Origin of the sequence: Calidithermus roseus, from assembly GCF_003574095.1 — a bacterium.
Classification (GTDB): Bacteria; Deinococcota; Deinococci; order Deinococcales; family Thermaceae; genus Calidithermus; species Calidithermus roseus.
The window spans coordinates 1-25,611 of sequence record NZ_QWLA01000056.1; the positions used below are offsets into that span (position 1 = coordinate 1).

General features: G+C 66.7%; 28 protein-coding genes, 1 tRNA gene and 1 pseudogene. 14 read left to right on the forward strand and 16 right to left on the reverse strand.

What is annotated here, in order from left to right; translation table 11 throughout:
• Positions 1-411, reverse strand: a 411-nt coding sequence (locus Mrose_RS13090) for a Rad52/Rad22 family DNA repair protein (RefSeq protein WP_245969900.1), incomplete at its 3' end; no start/stop codon positions are given.
• A gap of 123 nt (positions 412-534) precedes the next feature.
• Here Mrose_RS13090 and Mrose_RS13095 point away from each other — a divergent pair.
• The 5 genes from Mrose_RS13095 to Mrose_RS13115 all read left to right on the forward strand — a co-directional run bounded on the left by Mrose_RS13095 (position 535) and on the right by Mrose_RS13115 (position 4,361).
• A complete protein-coding gene (locus Mrose_RS13095) occupies positions 535-897 on the forward strand; it encodes a hypothetical protein (RefSeq protein WP_119278942.1) in 363 nt (120 codons plus the stop codon).
• A 54-nt stretch (positions 898-951) separates the two neighbouring features.
• A tRNA-Ala gene (locus tag Mrose_RS13100) sits at positions 952-1,027 on the forward strand.
• 776 nt (positions 1,028-1,803) lie between these two features.
• Entirely contained in the window at positions 1,804-3,645 is a 1,842-nt protein-coding gene (locus tag Mrose_RS13105; protein WP_119278944.1) for an AfsR/SARP family transcriptional regulator, read from the forward strand.
• Between the two features lie 204 nt (positions 3,646-3,849).
• Entirely contained in the window at positions 3,850-4,104 is a 255-nt protein-coding gene (locus Mrose_RS13110) for a type II toxin-antitoxin system Phd/YefM family antitoxin (RefSeq protein WP_119278946.1), read from the forward strand.
• Positions 4,101-4,361, forward strand: coding sequence for a Txe/YoeB family addiction module toxin (locus tag Mrose_RS13115; RefSeq protein WP_119278948.1), 261 nt, complete (start codon positions 4,101-4,103; stop codon positions 4,359-4,361). Before Mrose_RS13110 ends, Mrose_RS13115 begins: the two co-directional genes overlap by 4 nt.
• Here the strand turns inward: Mrose_RS13115 and Mrose_RS13120 are convergent.
• Entirely contained in the window at positions 4,349-5,566 is a 1,218-nt protein-coding gene (locus tag Mrose_RS13120; RefSeq protein ID WP_119278950.1) for an aminotransferase class V-fold PLP-dependent enzyme, read from the reverse strand. The two genes, Mrose_RS13115 and Mrose_RS13120, sit on opposite strands and share 13 nt — an antisense overlap.
• A 127-nt stretch (positions 5,567-5,693) precedes the next feature.
• Positions 5,694-7,235: a helix-turn-helix domain-containing protein gene (locus Mrose_RS13125; protein ID WP_119278952.1), complete on the reverse strand. Its 1,542-nt coding sequence runs from the start codon at positions 7,233-7,235 to the stop codon at positions 5,694-5,696.
• Positions 7,236-7,333: 98 nt separating this feature from the next.
• On the opposite strand from Mrose_RS13125, the gene hpaI reads away from it, so the two are divergent.
• From hpaI to Mrose_RS13150, 5 genes are all read left to right on the forward strand, one after another.
• Positions 7,334-8,242, forward strand: coding sequence for a 2,4-dihydroxyhept-2-ene-1,7-dioic acid aldolase (gene hpaI, locus Mrose_RS13130; protein WP_119278988.1), 909 nt, complete (start codon positions 7,334-7,336; stop codon positions 8,240-8,242).
• Between the two features lie 23 nt (positions 8,243-8,265).
• Positions 8,266-9,036: a fumarylacetoacetate hydrolase family protein gene (locus Mrose_RS13135; protein ID WP_119278954.1), complete on the forward strand. Its 771-nt coding sequence runs from the start codon at positions 8,266-8,268 to the stop codon at positions 9,034-9,036.
• A 2-nt stretch (positions 9,037-9,038) separates the two neighbouring features.
• Positions 9,039-9,491 carry a DUF3293 domain-containing protein gene (locus Mrose_RS13140; protein ID WP_119278956.1) on the forward strand — a complete coding sequence of 151 codons (453 nt, stop codon included), beginning with the start codon at positions 9,039-9,041 and terminating at the stop codon, positions 9,489-9,491.
• 33 nt (positions 9,492-9,524) lie between these two features.
• Complete coding sequence (gene hpaE / locus Mrose_RS13145; protein ID WP_119278958.1) at positions 9,525-11,051, forward strand: 5-carboxymethyl-2-hydroxymuconate semialdehyde dehydrogenase; 1,527 nt, start codon at positions 9,525-9,527, stop codon at positions 11,049-11,051.
• A 185-nt stretch (positions 11,052-11,236) separates the two neighbouring features.
• Positions 11,237-11,590 (forward strand): DUF4383 domain-containing protein, encoded by a 354-nt coding sequence (locus Mrose_RS13150; RefSeq protein ID WP_026234506.1) that lies wholly within the window; start codon positions 11,237-11,239, stop codon positions 11,588-11,590.
• A gap of 192 nt (positions 11,591-11,782) precedes the next feature.
• On the opposite strand, the gene Mrose_RS13155 is transcribed toward Mrose_RS13150, so the two are convergent.
• The 7 genes from Mrose_RS13155 to Mrose_RS13185 all read right to left on the reverse strand — a co-directional run bounded on the left by Mrose_RS13155 (position 11,783) and on the right by Mrose_RS13185 (position 16,945).
• Positions 11,783-12,544, reverse strand: coding sequence for a heme ABC transporter ATP-binding protein (locus Mrose_RS13155; protein ID WP_119278960.1), 762 nt, complete (start codon positions 12,542-12,544; stop codon positions 11,783-11,785).
• Positions 12,544-13,575: a FecCD family ABC transporter permease gene (locus Mrose_RS13160; protein WP_119278962.1), complete on the reverse strand. Its 1,032-nt coding sequence runs from the start codon at positions 13,573-13,575 to the stop codon at positions 12,544-12,546. The genes Mrose_RS13155 and Mrose_RS13160 overlap by 1 nt, the downstream gene beginning before the upstream one ends.
• Positions 13,576-13,578: 3 nt before the next feature.
• On the reverse strand, positions 13,579-14,205 hold the full coding sequence (locus tag Mrose_RS13165) for a DUF3386 family protein (RefSeq protein ID WP_119278964.1): 627 nt from the start codon (positions 14,203-14,205) through the stop codon (positions 13,579-13,581).
• Positions 14,202-15,113: a heme/hemin ABC transporter substrate-binding protein gene (locus tag Mrose_RS13170; protein WP_119278966.1), complete on the reverse strand. Its 912-nt coding sequence runs from the start codon at positions 15,111-15,113 to the stop codon at positions 14,202-14,204. The genes Mrose_RS13165 and Mrose_RS13170 overlap by 4 nt, the downstream gene beginning before the upstream one ends.
• Positions 15,113-15,448: an antibiotic biosynthesis monooxygenase family protein gene (locus Mrose_RS13175; protein ID WP_119278968.1), complete on the reverse strand. Its 336-nt coding sequence runs from the start codon at positions 15,446-15,448 to the stop codon at positions 15,113-15,115. Before Mrose_RS13175 ends, Mrose_RS13170 begins: the two co-directional genes overlap by 1 nt.
• Positions 15,449-15,642: 194 nt before the next feature.
• Positions 15,643-16,428, reverse strand: coding sequence for an SDR family oxidoreductase (locus tag Mrose_RS13180; RefSeq protein WP_119278970.1), 786 nt, complete (start codon positions 16,426-16,428; stop codon positions 15,643-15,645).
• A gap of 43 nt (positions 16,429-16,471) precedes the next feature.
• Positions 16,472-16,945, reverse strand: a complete 474-nt coding sequence (locus Mrose_RS13185) for a GNAT family N-acetyltransferase (RefSeq protein WP_182482807.1) — start codon at positions 16,943-16,945, stop codon at positions 16,472-16,474.
• Positions 16,946-17,110: 165 nt separating this feature from the next.
• Between Mrose_RS13185 and Mrose_RS13190 the strand changes: the two genes are divergently transcribed.
• Positions 17,111-17,671: a hypothetical protein gene (locus Mrose_RS13190; RefSeq protein ID WP_119278972.1), complete on the forward strand. Its 561-nt coding sequence runs from the start codon at positions 17,111-17,113 to the stop codon at positions 17,669-17,671.
• 107 nt (positions 17,672-17,778) lie between these two features.
• Here Mrose_RS13190 and Mrose_RS13195 read toward each other — a convergent pair whose 3' ends face one another.
• Both Mrose_RS13195 and Mrose_RS13200 read right to left on the reverse strand, forming a co-directional pair.
• A complete protein-coding gene (locus Mrose_RS13195) occupies positions 17,779-18,003 on the reverse strand; it encodes a cold-shock protein (RefSeq protein WP_119278974.1) in 225 nt (74 codons plus the stop codon).
• Positions 18,004-18,133: 130 nt separating this feature from the next.
• A complete protein-coding gene (locus Mrose_RS13200; protein ID WP_119278975.1) occupies positions 18,134-19,207 on the reverse strand; it encodes a J domain-containing protein in 1,074 nt (357 codons plus the stop codon).
• A 376-nt stretch (positions 19,208-19,583) separates the two neighbouring features.
• Between Mrose_RS13200 and Mrose_RS13205 the strand changes: the two genes are divergently transcribed.
• Positions 19,584-20,705 carry a pyridoxal-phosphate-dependent aminotransferase family protein gene (locus Mrose_RS13205; protein ID WP_119278977.1) on the forward strand — a complete coding sequence of 374 codons (1,122 nt, stop codon included), beginning with the start codon at positions 19,584-19,586 and terminating at the stop codon, positions 20,703-20,705.
• 294 nt (positions 20,706-20,999) lie between these two features.
• Here the strand turns inward: Mrose_RS13205 and Mrose_RS13210 are convergent, their stop codons facing one another.
• Positions 21,000-21,740 (reverse strand): hypothetical protein, encoded by a 741-nt coding sequence (locus tag Mrose_RS13210; RefSeq protein ID WP_245969902.1) that lies wholly within the window; start codon positions 21,738-21,740, stop codon positions 21,000-21,002.
• Positions 21,741-21,873: 133 nt separating this feature from the next.
• Here Mrose_RS13210 and Mrose_RS13215 point away from each other — a divergent pair, with 133 nt between their 5' ends.
• Entirely contained in the window at positions 21,874-23,145 is a 1,272-nt protein-coding gene (locus tag Mrose_RS13215) for a replication-associated recombination protein A (protein WP_119278981.1), read from the forward strand.
• A gap of 12 nt (positions 23,146-23,157) precedes the next feature.
• Here Mrose_RS13215 and Mrose_RS13220 read toward each other — a convergent pair whose 3' ends face one another.
• The 3 genes from Mrose_RS13220 to Mrose_RS13230 all read right to left on the reverse strand — a co-directional run bounded on the left by Mrose_RS13220 (position 23,158) and on the right by Mrose_RS13230 (position 25,097).
• A complete protein-coding gene (locus tag Mrose_RS13220) occupies positions 23,158-23,697 on the reverse strand; it encodes a hypothetical protein (protein ID WP_119278983.1) in 540 nt (179 codons plus the stop codon).
• A 10-nt stretch (positions 23,698-23,707) separates the two neighbouring features.
• Positions 23,708-24,238, reverse strand: a complete 531-nt coding sequence (gene rfbC / locus Mrose_RS13225) for a dTDP-4-dehydrorhamnose 3,5-epimerase (protein ID WP_119278985.1) — start codon at positions 24,236-24,238, stop codon at positions 23,708-23,710.
• 88 nt (positions 24,239-24,326) lie between these two features.
• A complete protein-coding gene (locus Mrose_RS13230) occupies positions 24,327-25,097 on the reverse strand; it encodes a PaaX family transcriptional regulator (protein WP_119278987.1) in 771 nt (256 codons plus the stop codon).
• A gap of 157 nt (positions 25,098-25,254) precedes the next feature.
• Between Mrose_RS13230 and Mrose_RS13235 the strand changes: the two are divergent.
• Positions 25,255-25,611: pseudogene (locus Mrose_RS13235) on the forward strand (hypothetical protein); the annotation flags it as partial.

Below are 25,611 nucleotides of genomic sequence, written 5' to 3' on the forward strand. Positions count from 1 at the left end.
GGCCTCGAGCTGGGGTGGGGTAAAGCGCCCGCTGTCGGGGTCGTGGTCGACCCACTGCTTCTCGAGTCGGTACAAGTAGCGGCCCACCCCGAACTTCACCGCCGCCCGCTTGAGGGCGTCGGAGAAGGCGGCCTTGAGGCTTTCACCCTCGCCCACGTCCTCCTTGGACACCCCCAGCACGCTCAGGCGGCAGCGCACCGCGAAGCTGCCCTCCTGTGCCACCAGGACCTCGTAAGTGTCTTGCCAGCCCTCAGGACCAACCGCCTCATCGAGGCGGTCGAGCACGCTGCGAGCGTCGATGTAGGGCACCACCATAGCCCGGCGCTTGTCCTTGGAGAGGGCCTCCACTCGCCACTGCACTTCACCCACAGCGAAAGGCTCGGCCAGAATTTCCCAGGCATCGGAATTCATCGGCTTTCATTTTACTCAAGTCTCTGCTTTTTAAGTGCCCCAAACGCATGTTTCTCGCCCACCGCGGGGTGAATTAACCCCGCTCACACCCGTCGTTTACCCCTCGCGCTTAGGCTTGGGGCCATGAAACGCTGGCTTGTTCTACTCGTCTTAGCCCTGGGCTCACTCTCGCTGGCCCAGCAGATCACCGTGTCTGTCCCGGTGCTGACCATCACCAGCGAGTTGCGCATTTCCCTGGTGCCCAACCTCATCGTCGTGCAGCGCATCCCCGAGCCTCAGGGCATCGTGGTGATCTACGTGGCCAACCGCACCGAGGAGGTGTTCGTCTACCACGACCGCGACCTGCGCGCTCGCGGCTGGCAGCGCGTCAAGTACGAGTCGAAGAAAGGTGGCTACAAGGCCGAGTACCGCCGGGGCAAGGCCAAGGCCAGGCTCGAGGTCAAGGACAAGAAGGGCCGCGTCGAGGTCAAGGTCAAGGAAGGCTAGACAGCCTGGGGGCCTCTCGCTAAGATAGGTGGCGCAGGTCTTGGCCCGCCGTGAGGGGCTGTAGCGCAGCTGGGAGCGCGTCGCAATCGCACTGCGAAGGTCAGGGGTTCGAATCCCCTCAGCTCCACCAAGACCGGGATGGGGTTCCTCGAGGAATCCCGTCCTTTGCTTTGAGCGTCAGCATCTTTCACACCCAGACCCCCGTGACCGACTCCGGCGGCCACTGAAGAAATCGATGGCTTGTGAGCGGGTGTGGCAAAACGCCGCACCCGGCGGCTTTGACCTGTACTCCTCGACCGCCTGCGCTTTCCCAGCGGAGCGCGGGACTGAGGTGGTGACCGTGCTCGAGGTGATGAAAGTGGATGGGCCTGAAGGAAACCCTCGAGGCCTTTTCCCGCTCGATCCAGGAAACCCTCGAGGGCTCTTTACACGCGGTGATTCGGCGTTACGTCAGGCGGGCTCACCCCGACCACTCCTGGTCGGCTCCTTTGTGGCGAGGCAATGAGGGACTGTTGGCACTGGGTGATCTGAATCTGCTGGATTTTGGGGAAAGCCCTACCCCATGCAAGAATGCTTGCTTGACTGGCTCCCTGCTGGCGCGGGGAGAGCTTGGTAAAATGCTACAATCGCCTATCGCTGAAATTGGGTGAATGCTGCCGGGGCAGGAGCTTCTGAATGCGCGTTACCCGGGTATTGCTCTCTGGAAGGTGGGTTTCTGGCTCAGGCGATAAAGCTGGTTTATTTTCGTTACGAGGGATGCCCTGGGAAGTTACGCGTTGTGATCTTTGAACATCCCTTAACCCAAAGTCGGTGCTAGCTTGACAGTGTGAAGTGCTTGCCGCGGTTACGTCGTGCTGAAAGTTGCCTCATGCAGGAGCGGCGGGGATTTTTAGGGGGATTGAAGCGATGAGCAAAGCTACGGGAAACATTCAGCTCAAACTCTGGGGACCCGCCCGATTGGAGTATCAGGGGCGCGAGATCAAGCTACAGCGCAAGGGGCTGGCGATTCTGTACTACCTGCTGCTCGAGGGCCCCACCCGCCGCGAAGTGCTGGCCGACCTGCTGTGGGGCCACAGCGCGGCCTCGCAAAACCTACGCGTCGAGCTCCACCGCCTGGGGCAGGCCCTGGCCCCCCTAGGCTTCGCCGGCTTCCAACCTGGGGAAGACCCCCTCAAGCCCCCGGCCTATCTGCAACTCGACCGGGCAGCGGGGCCGGGCATGCCCATGGAGGGCCTGGAGGATATCTCCGCCGAGTTCAGGGCCTGGCTCGAGGGCCAGCGCTCACAGCTCATGTCCGGCAGCCCCGGCGCGATGGGCCGCGAGCGCCTGGTGCAGGACGTGGCCGCCCAGATCCAGCCGCCCTTCCTGCTCATCCTCATGGGCCGCCCCGGTTCGGGCCGCACCTCCTTCGCCCAGGCTTTGGCCAAGACGCTGGGCATGCCCTTCCTAGAGGGCCCGCGCGGTTCGGGCCGCGTGCTGCACTACCTGCGCGCCCCCTACCCCGACGGAGCAGTAGAACGCGCCCTCAACGACCGCGAGGGCCTGTGGGTCGTCGAGCGCTCCTCCTTCGGCGAGGACCCCCAGATCATCCTCGAGCTGCGCAGCCACTACCCCCCCGAGCGCACCCGCTGCATCAGCCTGCCCCCGCTCTCCTGGGGCGAAGCCCGCAGCGGCCTGCTCAGCCAGATGCCCTTCGCCCAGGCCGCCAAGCTCTTCCTGGCCTCGGGCGGCAGCCCCGGTTACTTGCGTGAACTGCTGGCCATGGGCCAGTTCGACGGCGAGCTGCCCCTGCCCCAGCGGGTGCGCGCGCAGGTGCAGCTCGAAGCCCGTATGCTCTCGCTCGAGGCCCGCCTGGCGCTCGAGCGCCTTTCGGTCCATCCCGCCCCCTTCACCCAGGGCCTGCTCGACGCGCTCGAGGGCACCCCTTTCCTCGACGAACTCGAGCGCTGGGGCTGGCTGGTCTACAACGGCCAGTGGCAGTTCGCCGACGACTCCATCCGCCGCGTGCTCTACCATAGCCTCCAGCCGGGTCGCCGCCAGCAGTACCACCGCCAGGCTGCTCTGCAGATGGCCCTGGAGAGCCAGACCATGCCCGAGGCCTACCACCGCCTGATGGCCGGGGACACCACCGACTGGAGCAGCTTCGTGCAGGCCCTGGAAGACTGGCCCCAGTACGGCTTGCGCGCCTTCTTGGACATGCCCCAGCCGGAGTTTGCCGAGCTGACCCCCGAGGAGCTTTCCCCCGGCGGCGAGATCGCCATGCTCGAGGAGAGCCGCTTCGGCCTGGGCTTCGACACCGAGGGCCGCTACCTGCGCTGGAACCGCACCCCCTCCATCGTGGGGCCTTCCGGCCTCGAGTGGGCCACCTTCGAGGAACCGGGCCTGCTGCACCTCAAGGGCTATGCCTACGTGGAGAACCCGCTGGGCATCGGCGTGACCGGGACGGCGGCCCCCCTGGTACTGACCCTGCGCGGCGAGCGCGAGGGCCGGGTCTACTTCCTCAAGGGCGCTAAGCCCGTCCAACTCGACCCCCAGACCACCGTGCTGCCGCTGCTCGAGAAGCTCGACTACTGGTTCCGCGTGCCCCAGGGCGTGAGCGTGAGCCTGCACAGCGCCGCCGAGAGCGCGCTGCTGGACCTCGAGGTCAACGCCTACCGCATCAGCCAGGCCCCCGCCACCTACGAGAAGCCAAGGGTGCCGGTGTACGACCTGTTTCCCAGCCCGGTCTCCGGGCGCATCTGGCGCTAGGCGCAGGCGTAAACCGGCGTGAAGGGAGGGGGCAATCCCCTCCTTTTCTTGTTGTCATCTTGCGCCCGGCCTGCTTTGTGCTCGAGCGCTGCACCAAAGACCTGCACTGGAAGGCGCTTTTCTGCCAGTACTTCCGCAGCGATTGGTGCAAGGGTGCCCCCACCCCTGCTTGCCCCAGACCTATATGTACAATATCCTGTACATATGAAGGCCATCACCTACACCCACGCCCGCCAGAACCTGGCAAAAACCATGGACGAGGTCATCGATAACCACGACCCCATCATCATCACCCGCAACAATGACCGCGCGGTGGTGATGATAAGCCTGGAAGACTTCAACGCCTGGCAGGAAACCGCCTACCTCATGTCCAACCCTGCCAACGCCCGCCGCCTGATGAGGTCGATCGAGTCGCTCGAGCAGGGCAAGGGCAAGGTTAAGGAGCTGTTGGAGGAATGAGGCTGATCTTTTCGGAGGAGGCCTGGGAGGACTACCTGTACTGGCAGAAGACCGACAAAGCCTTGCTCCGCCGTATCAACGAGCTGATCCGCGACGCCCAGCGTAACGCCTTCGACGGCTTGGGCAAGCCCGAGCCGCTCAAGCACAACCTGCAAGGCTGGTGGTCGCGGCGCATTAACCAGGAACACCGCATGGTGTACAAGGTCGAGGGCAACGACCTGATCATCGCGATGCTGCGCTACCACTACGAGGACTGAGCCAGGATATTTTCCACTGCCCGTGCCAGCCGCTCGAGGTCGTCCGGGTCGTTGTAGACCTGTGCCGAGACCCGCACCCACAGCCGCCCCTCCACCGCGATCACGGGGGCCTCGATCCGGTGCTCGAACAGCAGCACGTCCTTCAGGCGGGTGGCTTCCTCACGGGTAGAGCCCGCGTGTTCGGGCAGGGGCACGCTGACCATGCAGCCCACCATGCTCCGGGGGGTCTCCAGGCGCGTCCCCCAGCGCTCGGTGAGGTGCTGGGCGGCCTGCCAGGCCAGGGCGTGGTTGTAGCGGCGCATGGCCTCTAAGCCCAGGAAGTCCCGCATGAAGGCGATGCCCTCGGGGGCCGCCAGGAAAGGGGAGGGGTCGCGGGTGCCTACCCAGTCGAACTCCTGGTGGAGGCCCGCATCCAGGCCCCAGGAGATCACGGGCGGGTGCAGGCCTTCCCGGCGCTCGGGCGCGACCCACAGAAAGCCGCAACTGCGCGGCGCGAAGGCCCACTTGTGCAGGTTGCCGGTGTACCAGTCCACGCCTAGGCCGGGAATGTCCAGCGGGATCGCGCCGGGTGCATGAGCCCCGTCGGCCAGCACGGGGACTCCCCTGGCGCAGCAGGCGGCGGCCATCTCGGCCAGGGGTAGGATCAGCACGGTCTCGGAGGTCACGTGATCGAGGATGGCGACCCGGGTCCGGGGCGTGAGGGCCTGCGCCACGCGCTCGACGTACTCGCCTGGGTCGCGGGTGGGGAAGGGAAGGTGGACCGTGACCAGCCGGGCCCCGCGCTCGCGGGCCACGAAGGCCGCTGTGTTGATGACGGCACCGTAGGCCAGATCGGTGATGAGCAACTCGTCACCGGGCTCGAGCCTCAGCGACCGCAGCACCGCGTTGACCCCGGTGGTGGCGTTGTCCACGAACACCAAGTCCTCACCCCGCGCCCCCATGAAGGCGGCCACGGCCTCCGCCGCGACCCGCAGCCGGGGTGGTTGGGCCGGCGGTTCGGGCGCGAGGTTCATCAACTCGCGCAGCAGGTAGCGGGCCGGCTGGCGCTCGATCTCGTCGCGGATAGCCTGCTGGACCTCGAGCACTCGGCGCGGCGTGGCCCCCACGGTGCCGTGGTTGAGGTAGGTAATGGCAGGGTCCAGCAGCCAGTGCTCGAGCATCGCACGTCCGAAGGTGAGGGGAGATGGGGTTTGGGCAGAGCTCATGGGTATGAGGCTATCAGCTATCGGCCGTCAGCGCTCAGCGGGAGGCCCGTGGTGTGTGGCGCTCGAGGTCAAGGGTCTAGGGCCAAGGCGTACGACGTAGGACGTACGACCCGCACCCGGCTATCAGCTACCGCCCATCTGCCAACAGCCGCCGCTCGGCCAGCAGAGCCAGGCGCAATCGGGCGAGCAGGGTGGCGGACTCGAGCGAATCGCCCAGGATGGCCTCGAGCTGCTGCAGGCGCTTTCGCACGGTGTTGACGTGCAGGCCCAGGTGGGCGGCGGTCTGGGCGAGGCTGCGCCCGAGCTCGAGGTGGGTGCGCAGGGTGCGCTCGAGGCGGCCACTTGGGTCGTGCCGACGGATGGCGCCCAGCGTAGCGTCGAAGACCGGGCGCAGGCGCTCGAGAGGGGCGGTCGCCACCACCCAGGCGGTGGGCTCGAGTTCCTCCCACGAGGCCGATCCGCGCGGCTCGAGCACGCTCTCGGCGGCCAGCAGGGCCTCGCGGTGGGCGGCGGGGAGGTCGGAGGGGAGGTGGGGGCTGGAGAGGCCCAGGCGGGTGTCGCTGGCCGGGGCCACGGCGGTGAGGGCCGCCCGCAGGCCCTCGAGCTGCTCGCGGGGGCGGGGGCTCTGCCAGGCCAGCAGCACCACCTCGGAGAGGAAGCCGGTGAGGAAGGGCAGGCCCTGGGCGCTGAAGAACTCCTCTCCGGCCCGGCGCAGGGCGTCCTGGAAGACGCGGAACTCGAGCTGCTGCTCGCGGCCTGCGCGGTTACGGGCCCAGGGATCGCGTACCTCGACCACCGCCAGCGCCACCGGCTCGCCCGTGAAGCCGAAGGCGCGCAGGCGGGCCGGGCTCAGCTCGGGGTTCCAGGGCTCGAGCAACAGCTCGCGCAGCAGGCCCCCGCGCACCAGCCGCTCCTGGTCGATCACGCCCACCCGCTCGGGCAGGCTCACCGCCAGCAGGCGGCGGGCGAAGTCGAGCGCGCTTCTGGCCCGCCCCAGCGCTCCCACGTCGGGGGCCAGCGCCACCAGCACCGCCTGGGTGCGCCCGGCAGCCCGCACCGGCAGCGAGCAGACCCAGCCGCCCAGCGCCTCGCCCAGCCACTCGCGCTCGGTGGGGTGGTGGAGCGCGGCCCACAGTTCGGTGGGGTCGAAGTCCCCGACCCCGACGGTGAGCTGTCCCCAAGGCGCGAAGCAGGCCACACCGAGGCCGCTCAGGGCGGCCAGCCGGGTCACGAGGCCCCGGTCGCCGGAGTGCTCGAGCGCCCCCAGCAGGGCTTGCTGCACGGCCTCGGCGGGCAAGGCCGGGAGGCTTGCCGCGATAGCCCAGCGGACGGCCTCGAGCGGCGTTGCGTGAGGGATGGTGAAGACCGTGATCCTGGCCTCGAGGCAGGCTTGGCGCAGGGTTTGGGGCACGGCGGGGATCACCGCGCCTTCGTGCAAGCCCAAGGCAAGGGCGCGTCCTTCCAATGCGGCGGCGAAAGCCCGCTGCCGCTCAGGGTGGCGGCCCATCCACAAGCCGGTGGTGAGGGCTACGCTGCCGGGCTGGAGCCCTTCGGCCTCGTCGGGGAATTCCACCACCTGCACGCCCTGGATCGGGCGGGAGGCATCGCTTTCCTCACCCAGTCCGCGCAGGCCCAAGGCGGGGTGCTCGAGCAGCTCTGCCAGAGTCATGTCTTTTTCTACACTAAATTGCTCGACTAGTGTGTAGAGCGACACTTGTATTTGGCCCTTCCAGGGACTACCTTCGCTTTGGACGCGAGGTGAAGCCCATGGTAGACCGCAGCCTCATGCACGGTTCCGTCACTCCCCTGGTGACGCCCTTCAAGAACGGACAAATCGACGAAGCCGCCCTCGAGCGCCTCATCGAGCGCCAGATCGAAGCCGGTTCGCACGGCATCAGCGTGGGGGGTACCACCGGCGAGCCGGGCACGCTGAGCCTGGAGGAGCGCAAATACCTCATCGAGCTGGCGGTGCGCTTCGCCAGGGGCCGGGTCAAGGTGATGGCCGGGACCGGCACCTTGCGTCTGGACGAGACGCTCGAGCTCACCCAGTTCGCCCGGCGGGTGGGGGCTGCTGAGGCGCTGGTGATCACGCCCTACTACATCAAGCCCAACCAGGAGGGGCTCTACCGCTTCTTCGGGCAGGTCGCCGCCAGCGTGCCCGACATGCCCATCGTGCTCTACAACATTCCCGGTCGCTCGGGCATCGAGATCAAGATTCCCACCGTGGTGCGCCTGCGCCGCGAGTTCAGGAACATCACCGGGCTCAAGCACTCCTCCAAGGACGTCGAGTACGTCTCCGAGCTGCTGCGGGCGGTGGGTCGCGACTTCCGCGTGTTCTGTGGCCTCGAGGCCCTCACCTTCCCCATGATGGCCGTGGGCGCCGTAGGCACCATCGCCGCCACCGCCAACTGGCTGCCCAAGGAGACCGCACAGATGTGCGAGCTGCTGCTGCAGGGCAAGTACGCCGAGGCGCTGGAGCTGCACTACTACGGCCTCGAGGCCAACGACGCCATCTTCTGGGACACCAACCCCATCCCGCTCAAGACCGTACTCTCCTGGATGGGCCTCATCGAGAAGGAGTGGCGCGAGCCGCTGGGCCCCACGACCCCGGAAATTGAAGCCCGTCTGCGTAAGATGGCGGAAGGCTACGGGCTGCTGGTGGCCCAGGCCGGTTGAGTGCTGACGGGAGGCGACGCGCGATGAAGACCGTACGATTCTTTTACAACGGCTGGGTGCGTAAGGGCATCGTAGACCACGGGCTGGTGCTCGACGAGGCGGGCGAACTCCACCACCCCGACAGCCTGCAGTACATGCTGCCCTTCACCCCCGGCACCGTGGTGGGGCTGGCCCTCAACTACCGCGATCACGCCGAGGAACTGGGCCTGGAGATGCCCAAGGAGCCGGTGCTGTTCATCAAGCCCGAGTCCAGCCTGATCCCCCATAAAGCCCACGTGATACGGCCCAAGGGCGTGGAGTACATGCACTACGAGAACGAGCTGGCCGTGGTGATGGGCCGCGCCGGCAAGCCGGCCCGCCGCGTCAAGGCCGAGCGGGCCATGGACTACGTGCTGGGCTACACCATCGCCAACGACGTGACCGTGCGCGACTTCGTGGGCAACATGTACCGCCCGCCCATCAAGGCCAAGGGCTGGGACACCTTCGGGCCCATGGGACCTATGCTGGTCTCCGCCGACGAGATCCCCGACCCCCACAACCTCGAGCTGCGCACCTACGTCAACGGCGAGCTGCGCCAGAAGGGCAACACCCGCGACCTCATCTTCAGCATCCCCGAGATCATCGAGTTCGTCTCGCGCTTCATGACGCTCAAGCCCTACGACGTCATCCTCACCGGCACGCCCAAGGGCATCTCCCACGTGCGCTCCGGGGACGTGATGCGCCTGGAGATCGACGGGCTGGGTGCTTTGGAGAACTCAGTGCGCGAGGAGATCATCCCCGGTGATATGGATTGAGTATGGGTGCGAGGACGCTCTCCCAGGTCTACCGGGCCGCCGTCTACGAGGCCGGGGGCGTGGTCTTCACCCTGGGCGAGAGGCCCACCGGAGTCACCCTTTTCGGGGGGCGCGCCTTCGCCATCATCACCGCCCACAACCCCGGCAGCCAGCGTCTTTCGGACGGGGAAAACGCCCGGCGGCACCGCGAACTCGAGCAGGTATTGCGCGAGGGCGGCTATGAGCTCGCTCCTGGTGTGGGCTGCTCGCCGGACGGAGAATGGCGGGAGGAGGGCTTCACGGTGTTCGGCGTCGGGCTCGAGGAGGCCCTGGCCGTGGGCCGGCGCTTCGGGCAGAACGCCATCGTATACGGACAGGGCGAGCGGGTGGCGCTGGCGTGGTGCGAGAGCGGGGAGCTCGAGTGGTTCTACCCGGCGCAACCCAATGCAATTCCAGGTTCTTCACCTGGCAGGTAAACCTCTCGTTGAGCCGCAGATCTGGGAGGGAAGATGAAGATTGACGACAAAACCGCAGGCATCCGCCCCGAGTTCATCGAGCAGGTGCGGCAGAAGCTGGCCTCGCGTACCTTCGAGCACTACATCGGCGGCCAGTTCGTCCCCGGCGCACGGGGAGAGGTCTTCGAGACGCTAGACCCCGCCACCAACCGAGTGCTGGCCCGCGTCTACCGGGGCCACGCCGAGGACATCGAGCGGGCGGCGCAGGCGGCGCATGGAGCCTTCAAGACGGGCTGGGGGAGGCTCAAGGCCCGCGAGCGCAAGAAGTACCTGCTCAAGATCGCCAGCCTCATCGAGAAGCACGGTGACGAACTCGCCACCATCGAGTGCCTCGACGCCGGGCAGGTGCTCAAGATCGTGCGGGGCCAGATCGCCCGCACCGCCGAGAACTTCAGCTTCTACGCCGACTGGGCCGAGCGGGCCATGGACGGGCGCACCTACCCCGTGGACGCGGAGTGGGTCTACTACACCCTGCGCGTGCCGGTGGGGGTGTGCGGCATCATCACCCCCTGGAACGCCCCCATGATGCTCTCCACTTGGCGCATCGCCCCCGCGCTGGCTTTTGGTAACACGGTGATCCTCAAGCCCGCCGAGTGGTCGCCCCTGACCGCCTGGAAGCTGGCCGAGATCATGCAGGAAGCCGACCTGCCCCCCGGCACCTTCAACGTGGTGCAGGGCTTCGGCGAGGAGGCCGGGGCCCCATTGGTGGCCCACCCCCTGGTTCCGCTGATCACCCTCACCGGCGAGACCACCACCGGCTCCATCGTGATGAAGAACGCTGCCGACCAGCTCAAGCGGCTCTCCCTCGAGCTCGGTGGCAAGTCCCCGGCCATCATCTTCGAGGACGCCGACTTCGAGCGGGCCCTCGACGCCACCATCTTCCAGATCTACAGCTTCAACGGCGAGCGCTGCACGGCCAACTCGAGGGCACTGGTGCAGGAGAGCCTGCTGGAGACCTTCGTGAGCCGGGTGGCCGAACGCGCCGCGCGGGTGAAGGTGGGCCACCCCCTCGACCCCGAGACCGAGGTGGGGCCGCTGATCCACCCCGAGCACCTCGAGCGCGTGCTGGGCTACGTGCGCATCGGGCAGGAGGAGGGCGCGAGGCTGGTGGTGGGCGGGGAGCGCGTGGGCAGCGAGGGCAACTACATGCGCCCGGCGCTCTTCGTGGGCGAGAACCACATGCGCATCGCGCAAGAGGAGATCTTCGGCCCCGTGCTCACCGTGATCCCCTTCAAGGACGAGGCCGACGCCTTGGCCAAGGCCAACGACGTGAAGTACGGCCTGGCGGCCTACGTCTGGACCCGCGACGTGACCCGCGCCCACCGCATGGGGCTCGCTCTCGACAGCGGCATGACCTGGATCAACAGCCACAACGTGCGCCACCTGCCCACCCCCTTCGGCGGGGTCAAGTTCTCGGGTACCCACCGCGAGGGCGGGGAGTATAGCCTCGAGTTCTACACCGAGCTCAAGTGCATCGCCGTGCCGCTGGGCGAGCACCACATTCCCAGGTTTGGGAAGTAGGAGCCCCCTACTCCACCGGCCTCTCCCCTCAGGCTGACCGTCACAGAGAGGTTACGAACACGGTCACGGCTACACCCGTTGTTCCATCCCACAATTGTGCATTGGACACTTGAACCCTCCGGGCTTTGGGGGCAAAGGTAAGGGTACCTGAAACTCAATCCTCCTTCAGGGAAGGGAGGTGAATGATGGGCACTCAGATAATGGTAGCTCGGATCATTGGGGTGGTGCTGACCCTGGTGGGCTTGGTGGGGTTCTTCAGCGGCTCCAGCCTCCTGGGTTTCGGCATCAACGGCCTGCACAACGTGGTGCACCTGGCCAGCGGGTTGATCGGGTTGTGGGCCAGCTACGGTGGTTGGGCGAAGAGCTATAACCAGATCTTCGGGGTTATCTACCTGGCCGTCACGGTGCTGGGCTTTATCGCTCCTGGCTTCATGACCAGCCTGCTCAACGTCAACATGGCCGACAACATCCTGCACCTGGTGCTGGGCGTGGTGCTGGCTTACGTGGGCTTCATGATGCGCGAGCCGGCCAAGGCGTGAATTACCGGAACCCGGCTCGAGCAGCGCTCGAGCCGGGTGGTTTTGTGCCTTTAAAGCGGCCTGTTTTGTAGGGGCACCTCAGAAGCCGTCCTAATGCTCTCCCACGCGCTATAAGCAGCCACGCACACCAGAGAAAGCCGCTACCTTTAAAGTTCCATGTAGGAACCCCTGGACCTCAGTCCAGGGAGGATGTCAGCCCAATGGCATCACCCACGGCCTGCCGCTGGGGTGCTGGGTGAGGGCGAAGGGCAGGCCATAGACCTGCTCGAGGCGCTCGGGCTCGAACACCTCCTGCGGTGTGCCCAAGGCTACGACGGTCCCCTGGTGAAGCAGCAGGACCCGGTCGCAGAAGAGGGCGGCCAGGTTGAGGTCGTGCAGCACGGTCACCACGGCCCAGCCCTCCCGGGCCAGCCTGCGGCACAGTTGCAGCACCTCGACCTGGTGGCGGGGGTCGAGGTGGTTGGTGGGCTCGTCGAGCAGCAGCAGTCGGGGCTCCTGGGCCAGGACGCGGGCCAAGTCCACCCGGCTCTGCTCCCCGCCCGAGAGGGTGGGGTACTTGCGGTGGGAGAGCGCCGAGGCTTGGGTGAGGTCGAGGGCATGGGTGGTGGCTTGGTGGTCGCGGGGGTATTCGGGGCGGCGCTCGAGGTGGGGCAAGCGGCCCAGAAAGGCTACCTCGTAGGCGGTGAAGGGGAAGCTGAGGTCGCGGCGCTGGGTCAGCACCGAGCGCAGCAGGGCTAGCTCGGTGGCGGTGTAGGCCGAGAGCGCTTTCCCCAGCAGCCACACCTCGCCCGAGCTAGGCCGTTCTTCCCCCGACAGCAGGCGCAGCAGCGTGCTCTTGCCTGCCCCGTTGGGACCCAGCACGCCCAGCACCTCGCCCGCCTCGAGCCCGAAGCTCACACCCTCCAGCAGGTGGCGCTGGCCCACCTGGAAGGACAGGGCACGCGCCTCGAGCATCAGCGGGCCGCCTCCCGCTTGAAGCGCAGCAGCAGGGCGATGAAGAAGGGCGCGCCCAACAGGCTGGTCACCACGCCCACCGGCAGCTCGGCGGGGGCCGCCGCCGTGCGGGCGATTAGGTCGGCCAGCACGCTCAGGATGGCCCCCAGCAGCACCGAGCCCGGCAGCAGGTGGCGGTGATCGGGCCCGGCCAGCAGGCGGAAGAGGTGGGGGGCCACCAGCCCGATGAAGCCCACGCTGCCCGCCGCGGCCACCGCGGTGCCCACCGCCAGCGCGGCCAGGGCCACAGCCTTGCGCTTGAAGGGCTCGAGGTTCACCCCCAGGTGGAAGGCCTCCGACTCGCCCAGTACCAGCGCGTTCAGGGGACGCGACAGGCGCAGCAGGCCCCACAGCGAGAGCAGTGCGGTGGGCGCGGTGGCCGCCAGCAGGCTCCAGGTAGCCCCGCTGTAGCCGCCCAGGGTCCAGAAGGTCAGGCTTCTGAGCTGCTCGTCGGTGGCGCGGCTCACCAGCAGCCCGATCAGGGCCCCGGCCAGCGCGTTGAGCGCGATCCCGGCGAGCAACAGGGTCAACACCTGAACCCGCCCGCCGCTGCTGGCCAGCGCCCACACCGCCAGTGTCGCCAGCAGCCCACCCACGAAGGCTATGAGGGGTAGGGCATAGACCTCGAGCGCCCCTGCCCCCGGCAGCGCCACGATGAACACGGCGGCCCCCAGTGCGGCCCCCGCGCTGACCCCGATCAGGCCGGGGTCGGCCAGGGGATTGCGGAACAGGCCCTGCATCACCGCCCCAGACAGGGCCAGCAACGCCCCGGCCATCACCGCCAGCAACACCCGGGGAAATCGCACCGACGTCAGCACCGCGTAGGCGGGATTCTCACGCTCCCACAGGACGCGCGGGATATCCTGGGGCGCGATGGCGTAGGCCCCGCTGCCTGCCGCCAGCAGCACCACCAGCGGCAGCGCTACCCCCAGGCCCAGCAGGGTCAGCCGGTAGCGGGAAAAAGCCTTGGGTAACCGCAGAGTGCTCTGCATGGCTCAATCCAGCAGCCGGTGACGGACCAAGCGCAACTCGCGCACGCTGAGGCCCTGTTCGTCGTGGCGCACCACCTGGCGGCGCTCGGGCAGCCAGACCCCCGCCACCTCGGCATAGGCGTCGGCGAAGCTCTCCACGGCCTCGAGGCTGCCGTCCTCCCGACGGTAGATCACGGTGAAGTGCGCGGGCAAGTGCTTGGCGCCTGCCTCGGCGTAAGTATGCAGGTGGATGCGGAAGGAGGAGGCAGGGAAGTTGCGCTCGACCACTCGGACCCGTCCCTCCTGCACCCACAGCGCTGAGCGCAGGGGATCCTCGAGTTCGACGCGGGTGCCCAGCGGGCCCGCTGCCGTGACGCGCATGGGGTACTGCCCCTCGCCCTGGGCGAAGGGGCGGGGTGAGCGGTGAGCCAACATGGAGGCTAGCTCACGCCGGGGCCACTCGAGCAGGTCCTCCAGTACGTGCAATTCGATGTCCTTGGGTGAGCGGGCCACCACGCGCCCGCGGTGCCAGCTACCGTCGAGGTAGAGTTCGAGGTCGGCGCTGAAGCCGCCGAAGCCCTCGGGTAGGGTGTAGGCACCTGCGCGGGCGAGCTCGAGTAGCTCGTAGGCCGAGGCGGCAGTGTCGTTCACGGCTCCTCCTTGGGCCCGGCGACGTAGAGCCCGCTGCGTTCATAGGCTCCGATGAACAGGTCGAGTGCGGCCTGTCCAGTGCGGGGGCCAAAAGCGCCCAGGTACAGGTCGTCGATGGCCACCACCCGCCCGGCCTGCCCGGCGGGGGTCTGCGACACACCGGGGAGCTTCTTCAGGCCCTCCACTCCGCCGATGCTCTGGAGGCCCTTGGTGAAGACCACGATCAGGTCGGGCTTGGCCGCCACCACCGCCTCGGCGGTCATCTGGACGCAGTCCTTGATGCCCCGGGCCGCGTTGTCAATGCCTGCTAGTTCCATCATCCCCACCGGGTTCGAGCCCTCTCCGCAGACGAAGGTGGTCTGGGGGCCACGCAGGTAGAGGAAGAGCCCCTTGAGCCTCGTGCGCTGCTGGGCGAGCTTGGAGCGCAGGGCCAGCAGGTCGCGTTCCATGCGCCGGATGAGTTCTTCCCCGCGCTGCACGCGTCCCACCGCAGCAGCTATGGTGCGGATCTTCTCGCGGGCTCCCTCGAGGGTGGGCTTGTCGGGCACGCGCACCACGCTCACCCCCGCGCCCTCGAGCTGCTCGAGGACCTGCGGCGGCTTGACGTCCTCGCGCCCCAGCACCAGGGTGGGCCGCAGCGCCAGAATGCCCTCGGCGTTGAGGCGGAACTGGTACCCCACGTCGGGAAGCCGCAGGGCCGCAGCAGGGTAATAGCTGCTGGTATCGCGTCCGACGACCTTATCACCTACCCCCAGGGCGAAGAGGATCTCGGTGGTCGCGCCGTTGAGACTGACGATGCGCTCGGTGGACCGCACCGTGACGTTCTGGCCCCGTGCGTCCTTGACGGTGAAGGGCTGAGCCAACACCAGTCCCGCCAGCAGGGTCAGCATCGCTGCGCCGCGCTTCATCAGCCGACCTCCTGGGCCGAGGCTTCGGCGCTGTCGGTGAAGACCTCGTAGGTCTCGAGCTGGGAGTGTCCCCGGAAGGCCTCGCGCGGCAGGCTGCCGCTCCTGGCGTGCCCCTCCTTGAACTCTGGACTCTCCACCCAACCCTCGAAGTGGGCTTGGCTCTCCCAAAGGGTCATCACGATGTAGGGCTGCTCGGTCGGGTTGGTGGGCCGCAAAACCAGGTTGCGGATAAAACCGGGCATCCGGTCTACGAGTCGGGCGCGGTGCTGGAAGTTTTCCTCGAATTGCCGGGCGTACTCGGGGTTCACCGAGATGCGATTCATGGTAACGAACATCCCTAGCCTCCTCGAGAGTCAAGGCTAGGGCGAACGTCCCCTAAAGTCAAGTATTCCGGTCGGAATTTATGTGTATTGAAAACGATAACTGTTATTACTGTCGGGAAGCAGTCCGGACTCGGCTTAGAGCAAGCAGCATAGAGGTGCTGGGCGAGTCTCAGGTCCGTCGAGAACAGCGCTGGCAGTGGGTGAATTCACAGCAAGGAGCGGGTGAAGCCCCCGTCGACTACCACGGTCTGCCCGGTCAGGTAGCTGGAGCGGCTCGAGAGCAGGAACAAGGCCACGTCGGCGATCTCCTCTGGCCGGCCCAGGCGTCCGGTGGGGATCTGCTGGGCTTGCTGGGCGAGGGCGGCCTCGAGGCTCGTCCCTTGCTGCTTGGCGCGGTACTCGAAGACCTCGGCGACCCGCTCGGTGAGGGTGTAGCCCGGAGCCAGCGTGTTGACGGTGATGCCGTGTGGGGCCACCTCGCGCGAGAGGGTCTTGAGGTAGCCGGTCACGGCGGCCCGCAGGGTGTTGGAGAGGGCCAGGTTCTCGATGGGCTCCTTGACCGCTAGCGAGGTGATGGCCAGCACCCGCCCGAAGCCCTGGGCCTTCATGCCTGGCAGCAGGCCCTCCATCAGCCGGACCAGCGGGTAGAGCAGGTTCTCGGCGGCCTGGCGGAAATCCATGGGGCTGAGCTCCTGGGCCGGGGAGGGGCGGGGACCGCCGGTGTTGGCCAGGAAGAGTTCGATGGGGCCGAAGGGCTGAATCTGGGCCAGCAGCCCCTCGAGCTCCTCGCTCTTGCCGAGGTCGGTGGGGATGGCCTTGGCCTCGCCCCCCGAGGCTTTAATCTCGTGCACCAGGTGCTCGAGCTTCTCCGCACTGCGCGCTACCGCCAGCACTCTGGCCCCCTCCTGGGCCAGCCCCAGCGCGATTGCGCGGCCAATTCCCTGCGAAGCACCGGTTACCAGCGCGATTTTTCCCCGAATCCCCAAGTCCATGAGAAGAGTTTTTAGACTCGAGGTCTCGGAGTCAAGGGGGCGATCAGATCAACTCTTTGACGTACCAGCTCAGCGACGGCCCACCGTCGCGCAGGTGGGCGAAGCCCTGGCGCAGCCAGAAGCGGCGGGCCACCGGATTGTCGCCGTAGACCACGGCGAACAGCCGACCCACCTGCCCTTTGATCTGGGACTCGAGTTCGCCCAGAACCCTGGCCCCCAACCCCTGACCCTGCAGGTCCTCGCGGATGAGCAGCAGGCTGATGGTGGCCGCTCCTTCCTCGGGGTAAGGCAGCTTGTAGTCGAGGTAGCCCACCACCTCGCCCTCGTGCTCGAGCAACGACACCCTGCGGCGGGGGTCCTGCTCGAGGACCCCCAGCTCCCGCTCCACGTCCGAGAGCGTGGGCACCTCCATGCCGATGAGGTGGAAATAGGTCGGGCTGTTCAAGTACAGGCGGTGAATTTCCGGGGCTGAGGCAGGCTGTACGCGGCGCAAATGAAAGCGTGAGACGATTTTCATGGTTCGCCTAGATTTTATCGCGCGGCTTCCTGAGATTTGGGTTATAAGCCACGGCGGCGACTCCCGTAGTGGGCTGCTGGGTCGGCAGGGAAAACTAACGATCGATTAAGGGGCAAGTGGGCATTTGCCCAGCCGGACAGTGGGGAACTGGGGTATCGTGCCCCCATGAACGCTTATTTTCGGCCTCTGCTGCTGGCGGGCATCGCCGCTCTGCTGGGTGCGTGCTCGGCGCTGCCCATCACCATCGACCTCCTGCCCCATCTGGGGAATCAAAAATCGGGTAGCTATACCCAGGAGGTCCCACCTGGACAGGTCACCTTGAGCAACGCTATCCTGCCCGAAGGCGGCTGGAACGCCGACTTCAGCAGTCAGAACATCCCGGTGAGCTTCAAAACCGTACGCCTGAGCTATGAGGTAGCAGTCTCCTCCAGCGGGGTGGCCCTGAGCGGAAGCGTGAGGGCGCAGGCCTACCTGGCCCCCATGAGCGAGAGCAATCCCATTCAGGAGAAGTACAAGCTGGGTGCCGAACAGAGTGTGGACCTCGGCGCCAGCAGCTCCAAGCTCGCCGGCAGCGCCGAGCTTACCCCTGAGCAGGTAACGGCGGTCAACGAAAAAAAGGTGAAGGTGCTGGTGGTGCTCAACGGTACGGCCAGCTCCGGTAGCGGGGGCACCCTCAAGCTCGACTACGAGGTGCAAAAACTGCTGCTCACCTTCACGGTGATCTGATAGCAGCGCCCCTCCCTTCCGAGCCCGCCCGAAGAGGGCGGGTGTGAATTGGGGGATGGAAAAATCCCTGGCCCACAGCCAGGGATTTCGGGGTTTAGATGGGAGGTTCAGAACCGCTTGGCGGGCTCGAGCACGGTCACGTTGGCCGCCTGAGGCCCCTTGCCGTTCTTACCGGCTTCCACCTCGAAGCTCACCACATCCCCCTCGTTGAGGGTGCGGAAGCCCTTGGCGTTGATGGCGCTGTAGTGGACAAAAACATCGGTGTCCCCCTCGCGCTCAATAAACCCGTACCCCTTCTCGGCGTTGAACCACTTCACTTTGCCTTTCTGCATACCGCTCCTCACTTGCCGAGCGATCGCCCGTGGGGCGAAGCTCCATCCGGGTGACGGGGTGCTGCATTGCCCCAGGGGCTACCCCATTAGGCCCAGATGCCTCAGCCTAGCACGCTCTCATCTGGGCTGTCTATCCTTTGAAAACCCGCTTCAGCTTGTCCCAAAAGCCCTCGGGGGCGACCTCTTCTCCGGTCTCCTGGGCGAACTCCCGCAGGAGCTTGCGGGCCTTTTCGGAAAGGTTGCGGGGCACGGTGATCTCGGTGATGACCTGGAGGCTGCCCCGCTGTCGCCTTCCCGCGTAGGGCAGTCCCTGGCCCTCCATCTCGAACACCTCGCCGTGCCCGGTGCCGGGGGGGATTTCGAGGGGGATGTCGCCCTCGAGCCCCGGCACCTCCACCTTAGCCCCCAGCGCGGCCTGGGCCAGCCCCAGCTTGAGGCGGTAGATCAGGTGGGGGCCTTCGCGCTCGAGGTGGGGATGGGGCGCGATGCGTGGGCGCACGAAAAGGTCGCCAGGGCCGCCGGGCCCCAAGTTGCCCATGCCCGAAACCCGCAGAAGCTGGTTCTCGTCGATGCCCGCGGGCATCTGTACCTTGATCTTCTCCTCGCGCCTCAGGCGTCCTTGGCCCTTGCAGGTGTGGCAGGTCTCGCTGACGACGTAGCCTCGGCCCCGACAGACGCCACAGGTGCTTTGGGTCATCATGCTGCCGAAGATGGTGCGCTGCACCTGCTCGACCACCCCGCGCCCGTTGCAGTTGCGGCAACTCGTGCGCTTGCCCCCCTGGCCCGAACAGCTCTCGCAGGGCACCAGGCGCTGGTAGGTCAGCTCCTTTTCGGCCCCGTGCAGCACGTCGATGAGCTCGAGCTCCACCGTGGCCTCGAGGTCCTCCCCGCGCGGGGCCCGCCCTGGGCCGCTGGGAGAACGAAAGCCGAAGACCTGTTCGAAGAGGTCGAAGACGTCGCCAAAACCACCCGTGAACCCGCCCATTTGCGGCGCTTCGGTGCCGTAGCGGTCGTAGTTCGCGCGCTTCTGTGGGTCGGAGAGGACGGCGTAGGCCTCGTTGATGGCCTTAAACTGCTCCTCGGCCTCCTTGTTCCCCGGATTCTTGTCGGGGTGATACTTCAGGGCCAGCTTCCGGTAGGCCTTCTTGATCTCGTCCGCGCTGGCCTCCCGGCTCACCCCCAGGGTTGCGTAATAGTCCTTCATCGAAGTTTAGTCTAGCAGACTAAAGGTGGGGAACCGGGGCCAAACAGGACTGAGGGCTCGAAAGTCGTCGATGATCGATGGCCAATTGGACCAAGGGCAAAACCCACCTTGCGTTTGGCGTCATTTGGGTTCCCTCAAGCCGCGTGAGTGCTTTGAGCACTTTACACATCTCACTACCGCCTGCTATAGTTGGAGCAGATGCGACCCTCCGCGCGAGCTATCCTGTAACGGCACTCATGCTTCGCTGCATGAGGCCGTCGGGATTTGCCCAGCGGGGGGTTTTTCGTGCTCACGCCGTGCTCAGACCGAAGGTGATTGCCGTGAAGATGAAGCCCTCACCAGCCCAGGCTCGAGGCGGGGAATCCTCGGAGGAGATATGGTCCTGCTGACCCCCGGCCCCACCCCCATCCACCCTCTGGTACAAGCAGCGCTCGCCAGGCCCATGCGCGGCCACCTCGACCCTGAAACCCTGGCCACCAACCGCCGCATCCGGGGTTACCTCGAGGCGCTTTTTGGCGCGGGGGAGGGCGCTCTGCTGGCGGCCATGCCGGGCTCAGGCAGCCTGGGCATGGAGGCGGGCCTGACCAACCTGGCCTCGCAGGGTGACGCGGTGCTGCTGCTGGTCAACGGCACCTTCGGCGAGCGCATGGTGGAGATCGCCCACGCCTACGGGATGCATTACACCGTGCTGCGGGCCGAGCCCGGTCAGCCCATCGACCCCCAGGCCGTGCAGGAGGCCCTTTCCCGGCGCCAGTACCAGTTGGTGACGCTGGTTCACGGGGAGACCAGCACCGGGGTGATCAACCCCGCGGCGGAGATTGCGGCCCTGGTGCGCGAGCACGGGGCCTATTTCATGCTCGACGCCGTCACCACCGCAGCCATGATGCCCCTGTCTATGGTCGAGATGGGCGTGGATTACGCCTTCACGGGCAGCCAGAAATGCCTCTCGGCCCCGCCCGGCCTGGCCCCCTTCGCCCTCTCCAGGCGTGGGCGCGAGCGGCTGGGCAAGGCCCACGTGCCCGGCTGGTACTCCGACCTGACGCGAGTGGCGGTCTACTGGGAGCAGGAGGGCTATTTCTGCACCTCGCCGGTGCTGCTGCACTTCGCCCTCGAGGAAGCGCTGCGCCTGGCGCTGGAAGAGGGGTTGGAAAAGCGCTATCAGCGGGCCAGGCGGCTCTACGGTCAGGTGCTTTCGCTGCTGGAGGAACTGGGCTTTAGCGCCTACGCCGCTCCTGAAGCCCGTCTGCACACCGTGCTCACCGTACGCCCGCCCCAAGGCTGGAGCGAGGCCGAAATCCGCAAGGGCCTCTACCAGCGCGGAGTGTCGGTGGCCGGGGGCATTGGCCCCACCGCCGGGAAGGTCTTGCGGTTGGGCTTGATGGGCGAGAGTGCTCGCGAGGAGCATTACCGGGCCTTCTTCCGCGCCCTGGGCGAGGTGATGGGCAAGGACGGCCTGGAGGAGGCTTTCCTCGAGCGTGCCCAACCGGCGGCGGTGTAGAAGAGCGCATGCCAGGGAGCTCGCGGTAATACCGGATTCAAAAAGATCGTCGTCGAAATCAAAAACCTTCAGCGGCTATCTTTTTGAATCCCAGAGCACACCCCTCCCTGGCGGTCGGCGAAGAAAGCGTCTCCCTTCCAAGGGGCGGCATCGCCCTCCGCTACGCGGATAACTTCGGTCGGGTTGCTTCGCTGCCCTTCGGGGGCGAACCAACCGAATCTGGTATAAAGCGGTCCCCTACGGCTACAAGGGGCTTTTGGCCTTCGGCGTCTTGCGCTGACTATCGACCCTCGACTAAATCCCCGGCTGCGTGAGGTAGATGTGCTCGAGTTCGGCCTCGAGTTGCCCCAGAGCCTTGTCCAGCGGCCCCCCCTCGTAAGGCAGGGCGGCGTAGGCCTGGATGTTGAGGTTCTGCTTCAGGCGCTTGAACACCGGCGCTACGGCCTGGGGGCCACCTTCTTGCAGGATCAGCAAGTATCTGCCATCGCCTAGGTGGAACACCAGGTCGGGGCCGCGCAGGGTCTGCATGATGGGCTCAGGGGACTGGTCGGGAGGGGTTTGCAGCATCAGCAGCATCATGGGGCGCGCAGCGGCCAGGGGCTCGAGGCTGGGGGCCAGGGCCATCAGGGCCGCCCGGTTCATGGCTCCGCCACGTTCGCGGTAGCTTTCCTGCCGGAGGATGGGCAGGGGTGGGGTCTCCCGCCGCTGGAGGAAATACAGCCCGCACAACAGGGCGATTCCCGCTCCCAAAGCCGCCACTGCCGCTGTGCCTTCATAAAAACCTGGCAGTATGGTCAGGCTCAGCGAGGCGTAGGTGGCCAGAGTGTAGGCCATGAGCCCCAGGCCCAGCACCCAGCACCCCCGCACCAGCGCGACTGCGGAGGTGCGGTTGTAGAGGCTGGCGACCCCGGTGAGAATGAGGGCGGCCATCAGGTAAGCCAGTCCCGGGTACAGGACATCCCGCTGGGGATAGAACCACAAGGGGGCTATACCCAGCAGCAGGAAAATCCAAGGCACGACATACAGCCAGGGCATCCCTTCCAGCATAGGGCATTCTGAGCCTTATATGAGCATCATCTACACTTTCGAGCTCAGGGGGCTCTTGGGCAGAGCAAACTCAGGAAAGCGGGCACACGGAGGGGAGCGCCAGGCGATATGCTTTGACCCGATGAGCCCTCTGGCCGAACGCTTGCGGCCCCGCAGCCTCGACGAGGTGGTGGGCCAGGAACACCTCACGGGGGTGGGCAAGCCCCTGCGGCGGATGCTCGAGACCCGCAGGCTTTCCTCCTTGTTGTTGTGGGGGCCGCCCGGTAGCGGCAAGACCACCTTGGCCCGCCTGCTGGCGCAGGGGGTGGGACGGGAAATGATCGCCCTCTCGGCGGTCAACGCCGGGGTGAGGGAGATCAAGGAGGCCGTGGCGCGGGCCCAGGAGGTGGGGGGCCTGGTGCTTTTCCTCGACGAGATCCACCGCTTCAACAAGTCCCAACAGGACGCGCTGCTGCCCCACGTGGAGTCGGGCCTGCTGACTTTGATCGGGGCCACCACCGAAAACCCCAGCTTCGAGGTCAACCCGGCCCTGCGCTCGAGGGCGCGGGTCTACGTGCTCGAGCCCCTCGACGAGGGGGCCATTCGACGGGTGCTCGAGCGGGCCCTCACCCACCCCGAGGGCCTGGTGGGGGTCGAGGCCGACGGCGAGGCTCTGGGGTTGATCGCCCAGGCTTCGCTGGGGGATGCCCGGCGGGCGCTCTCGGCCCTGGAACTGGCCGCGCAGCTCGGACACGGGAGGGTGAGCCTGGAGGCCGCCAGGGAGGCGCTGGGCAGCCAGACCCTGGTCTTCGACAAGGGGGGCGAGGCCTTTTACGACCTGATCTCGGCCCTGCACAAGAGCGTGCGGGGCAACCACGTCGATGCCGCGCTCTACTACTTCGCCCGGATGCTCGAGGGTGGGGCCGATCCCCTGTACCTGGCCCGCCGCCTGGTGCGCATGGCCGCCGAGGACGTTGGCCTAGCCGATCCGCTGGCCCTGCGCCTGGTCATCGCGGCCAAGGACGCCTACGAACTGCTGGGCAGTCCCGAGGGCGAACTGGCCCTGGCTGAACTGGTGGTCTACCTGGCCCTGGCTCCCAAGTCCAACGCCGTCTACAGCGCCTGGAAGAGGGCTCAGGCCCTGGCCCGCGACTACCCCGACGCCCCGGTGCCGCTCAACCTGCGCAACGCCCCCACCGGCTTGATGAGGCACCTGGGCTACGGGCGGGAGTACGCCTACTACCACGACGACCCCCAGGGCAGCTTTGCCCAGCCCTACTGGCCCGAAACCATGACCCCCACCCAGCTCTACGAGGCCACCGGCGAGGGTTGGGAGGAGCGGGTGCGCGAGCGGCTCAAGGGCCTGCGCGAGCGCTTCGCGAGTGCAGCCAGAAAGCAAGGGGGATCGGGGTGAATGGGAGGCGCATCAGAGCAGCTTCCAGGCCCCGGAGATGCTGAAGGCTCCCCCACCTCCCTGGAAATTATTCAGATAACTCAGCTCGAGCAGGAAATCCTCGAAGGCGTAGCCGCCCGTGAAGTGGTAGATCAGGCCGCTCACAGCCTGGCCGTTGAACGTGAAGCCGATCCAGTCCACCCTGGGGGAGAGGTAGAACCTGTCCACCCCGATCAGCAGTCCCAGGTCAACCACCAGGGGGATGCCCGTCGTTCCTGGCGAGAGGAGCACGTAGGGAACAGTGAGGCCCGCGTCGAGGCCGATCGAATCGGCCAGGCGCTGCTTGATTCCCAGCCGCAAGCCAGCCTGGGCCGAGAGGTTGTACTCAGTCTCGCCGTCGCCCCTGGCGTAGTAGGCCACGGGAATGACCACCCCCCCATCGCTGCTGAACAGCCCACTGAGCCCCACGCTCAGGCTTTCGCCGCTCACCGGCTGGGGGGTACGCAAAACCGCTACGGGAACGCAACCGCTGAGGACAACCAGTCCAGCCAGAGCCACGACGAGTCGTCTCATGGTCCCCATTTTAGCGCTCGAGCAGTGGCCAGGACATATCTTTCTCCGAGATTACCTCGATGGGGAGGGGCCACTGGATGCCGAGGGCCGGGTCGTCGGGCCGCAGGCCGCGCTCGGTGCCGGGGGTGTAGAACTCGGAGACCAGGTAGAACACCTCGGCCCCGTCGGTGAGGGCCTGGTAGGCGTGGGCGAAGAGGGGAGGCACGTACAGGGCCTTGCGGTTGGCGGCGCTGAGCTCGAGGCCGAACCACTGCAAGTAGGTGGGGGAGTCGGGCCGCATGTCCACGATCACGTCGAAGATGGCCCCGCCGATACAGCGCATGAACTTGGCCTCCAGCGCCGGGGGCACCTGATAGTGCAGCCCGCGCACGGTGCCCTTTTTGTGGTTGTAGGACATGTTGCCCTGCACGAAGCGGTCGGGTAGGCCGTGCTGGGCGAATTCCTGCTCGCAGTACGCCCGCGCGAAGAAGCCTCGGAAGTCCTCGCGGGGCTCGAGCTCGACCACGAAGGCGCCCTTCAGGGGGGTTTCGGTGAACTTCATGGGCTCGAGTATAGCCACGCGGCCCGTGAAAACGCGCCCCAAAGGCCAGTGAAGCGGGCGTGAAGGCAGCGTTACGGCGTTTCGAGCTTCAGTCCGCCGCGCTCGCCAGCAGCGGCCTGGCCTTGCGCGAGAGGGCCCGGTAGAGCTCGAGGAAGCGCTCCTTGGCCCGCTGGCCCAGGAAGCCGGGGGGGGTGAGTTCCGGGGGCAGGCCGGGGTCTAAGAAGAGCAGCTTGCGGGCTTCGTGGACCAGCCGGGTGAGCTCGACGAAGGCCTCCTCGGGGGTCTGGGCTTTGGGATCGGGTTGGGACAGGAACGTGCGGTAGCGCAGCTGGGCGGCCTTGAGGTCGAAGGACTTTTCGATGAGCTCGACGGGGTCGGTGCTGGAGAAGCGCTGACCCTGGAAGAGCTCGACGTAGTTTTGCAGGCCGTAGAAGCCCACCAGGTCGCGGGCGGCCTCGAGGCTGCCGTTGGGGCTGATCCACACCCCAGGCGCGGGGGTGCCGTACCCCAGCAGCACCAGCTCGTTGCGGAAGCGGTCGCGCACGGTGCGCTTGGCCTCGGGCACCGCATAAACCAACACACGCCACTGCCCGTCCCAGGGGGCACCGTAGCTGTACAGCCGCGCCCGCACCTGCTCGACCTGCCAGGCCACGCGGGGGGAGAGGCGGTAGTAGGCCTTGCGCCCGCTGCGTTCGGGGATGATCCAGCCGCGCTTGACGCTACGCGAGACAGCGGCCCGCACGGCGGGCTCGGAGAACTCCAACAGCTCCATCCAACGGATCAGGTCACCCACCCACGCCCGGTTTTCGGGGTAGAGGTGTTCCATGTAGAGGGTAAAGAGGTAGGACCTGGCCCGCATGGAGCAAGTCTATCCCCATAACCCACGGATTTCCAGCACCCCTATTCAAAAACGTAGGTTTTGCTCGAGCGGATCAGGATCAAGATGATCTTAACACCTCAGGGTCCCCGGTTTGTTCGTCACGCCGTCGGCGCGGGCCAGCGGGTAGAGTAGGGCGATGCGTCTGTCGCGCCCTGGCTCCAACCCCGCACAGTGGCTATCCATGGGCATCAGCCTTCCGCTGTGGGTGTTCGTGCTGGGGTGGGTGCTTTCGCTGGGGATGGTGCTTTACCTGGGGCGCAGCCTCACCCATACCGGAAAGCAGGAGGCCCGGCTGGAGCAACTCACCCAGCAGGCCCGCAAGCTGCAACTGGCCCTCCAGGCCGAGCAAAGCCGCAACGAGGCCTATGCGCTGGAGGTGGTGCAGATGCGCCAGAGCCTGCAGGCCCTCGAGGGCGAGATCAACCGCCTGCGGGCCAAGTCCGGGCTGCCCCGCCCCTGGGCTCCTTGGGGTCCTGGGGGCGCGGGGGCGGGA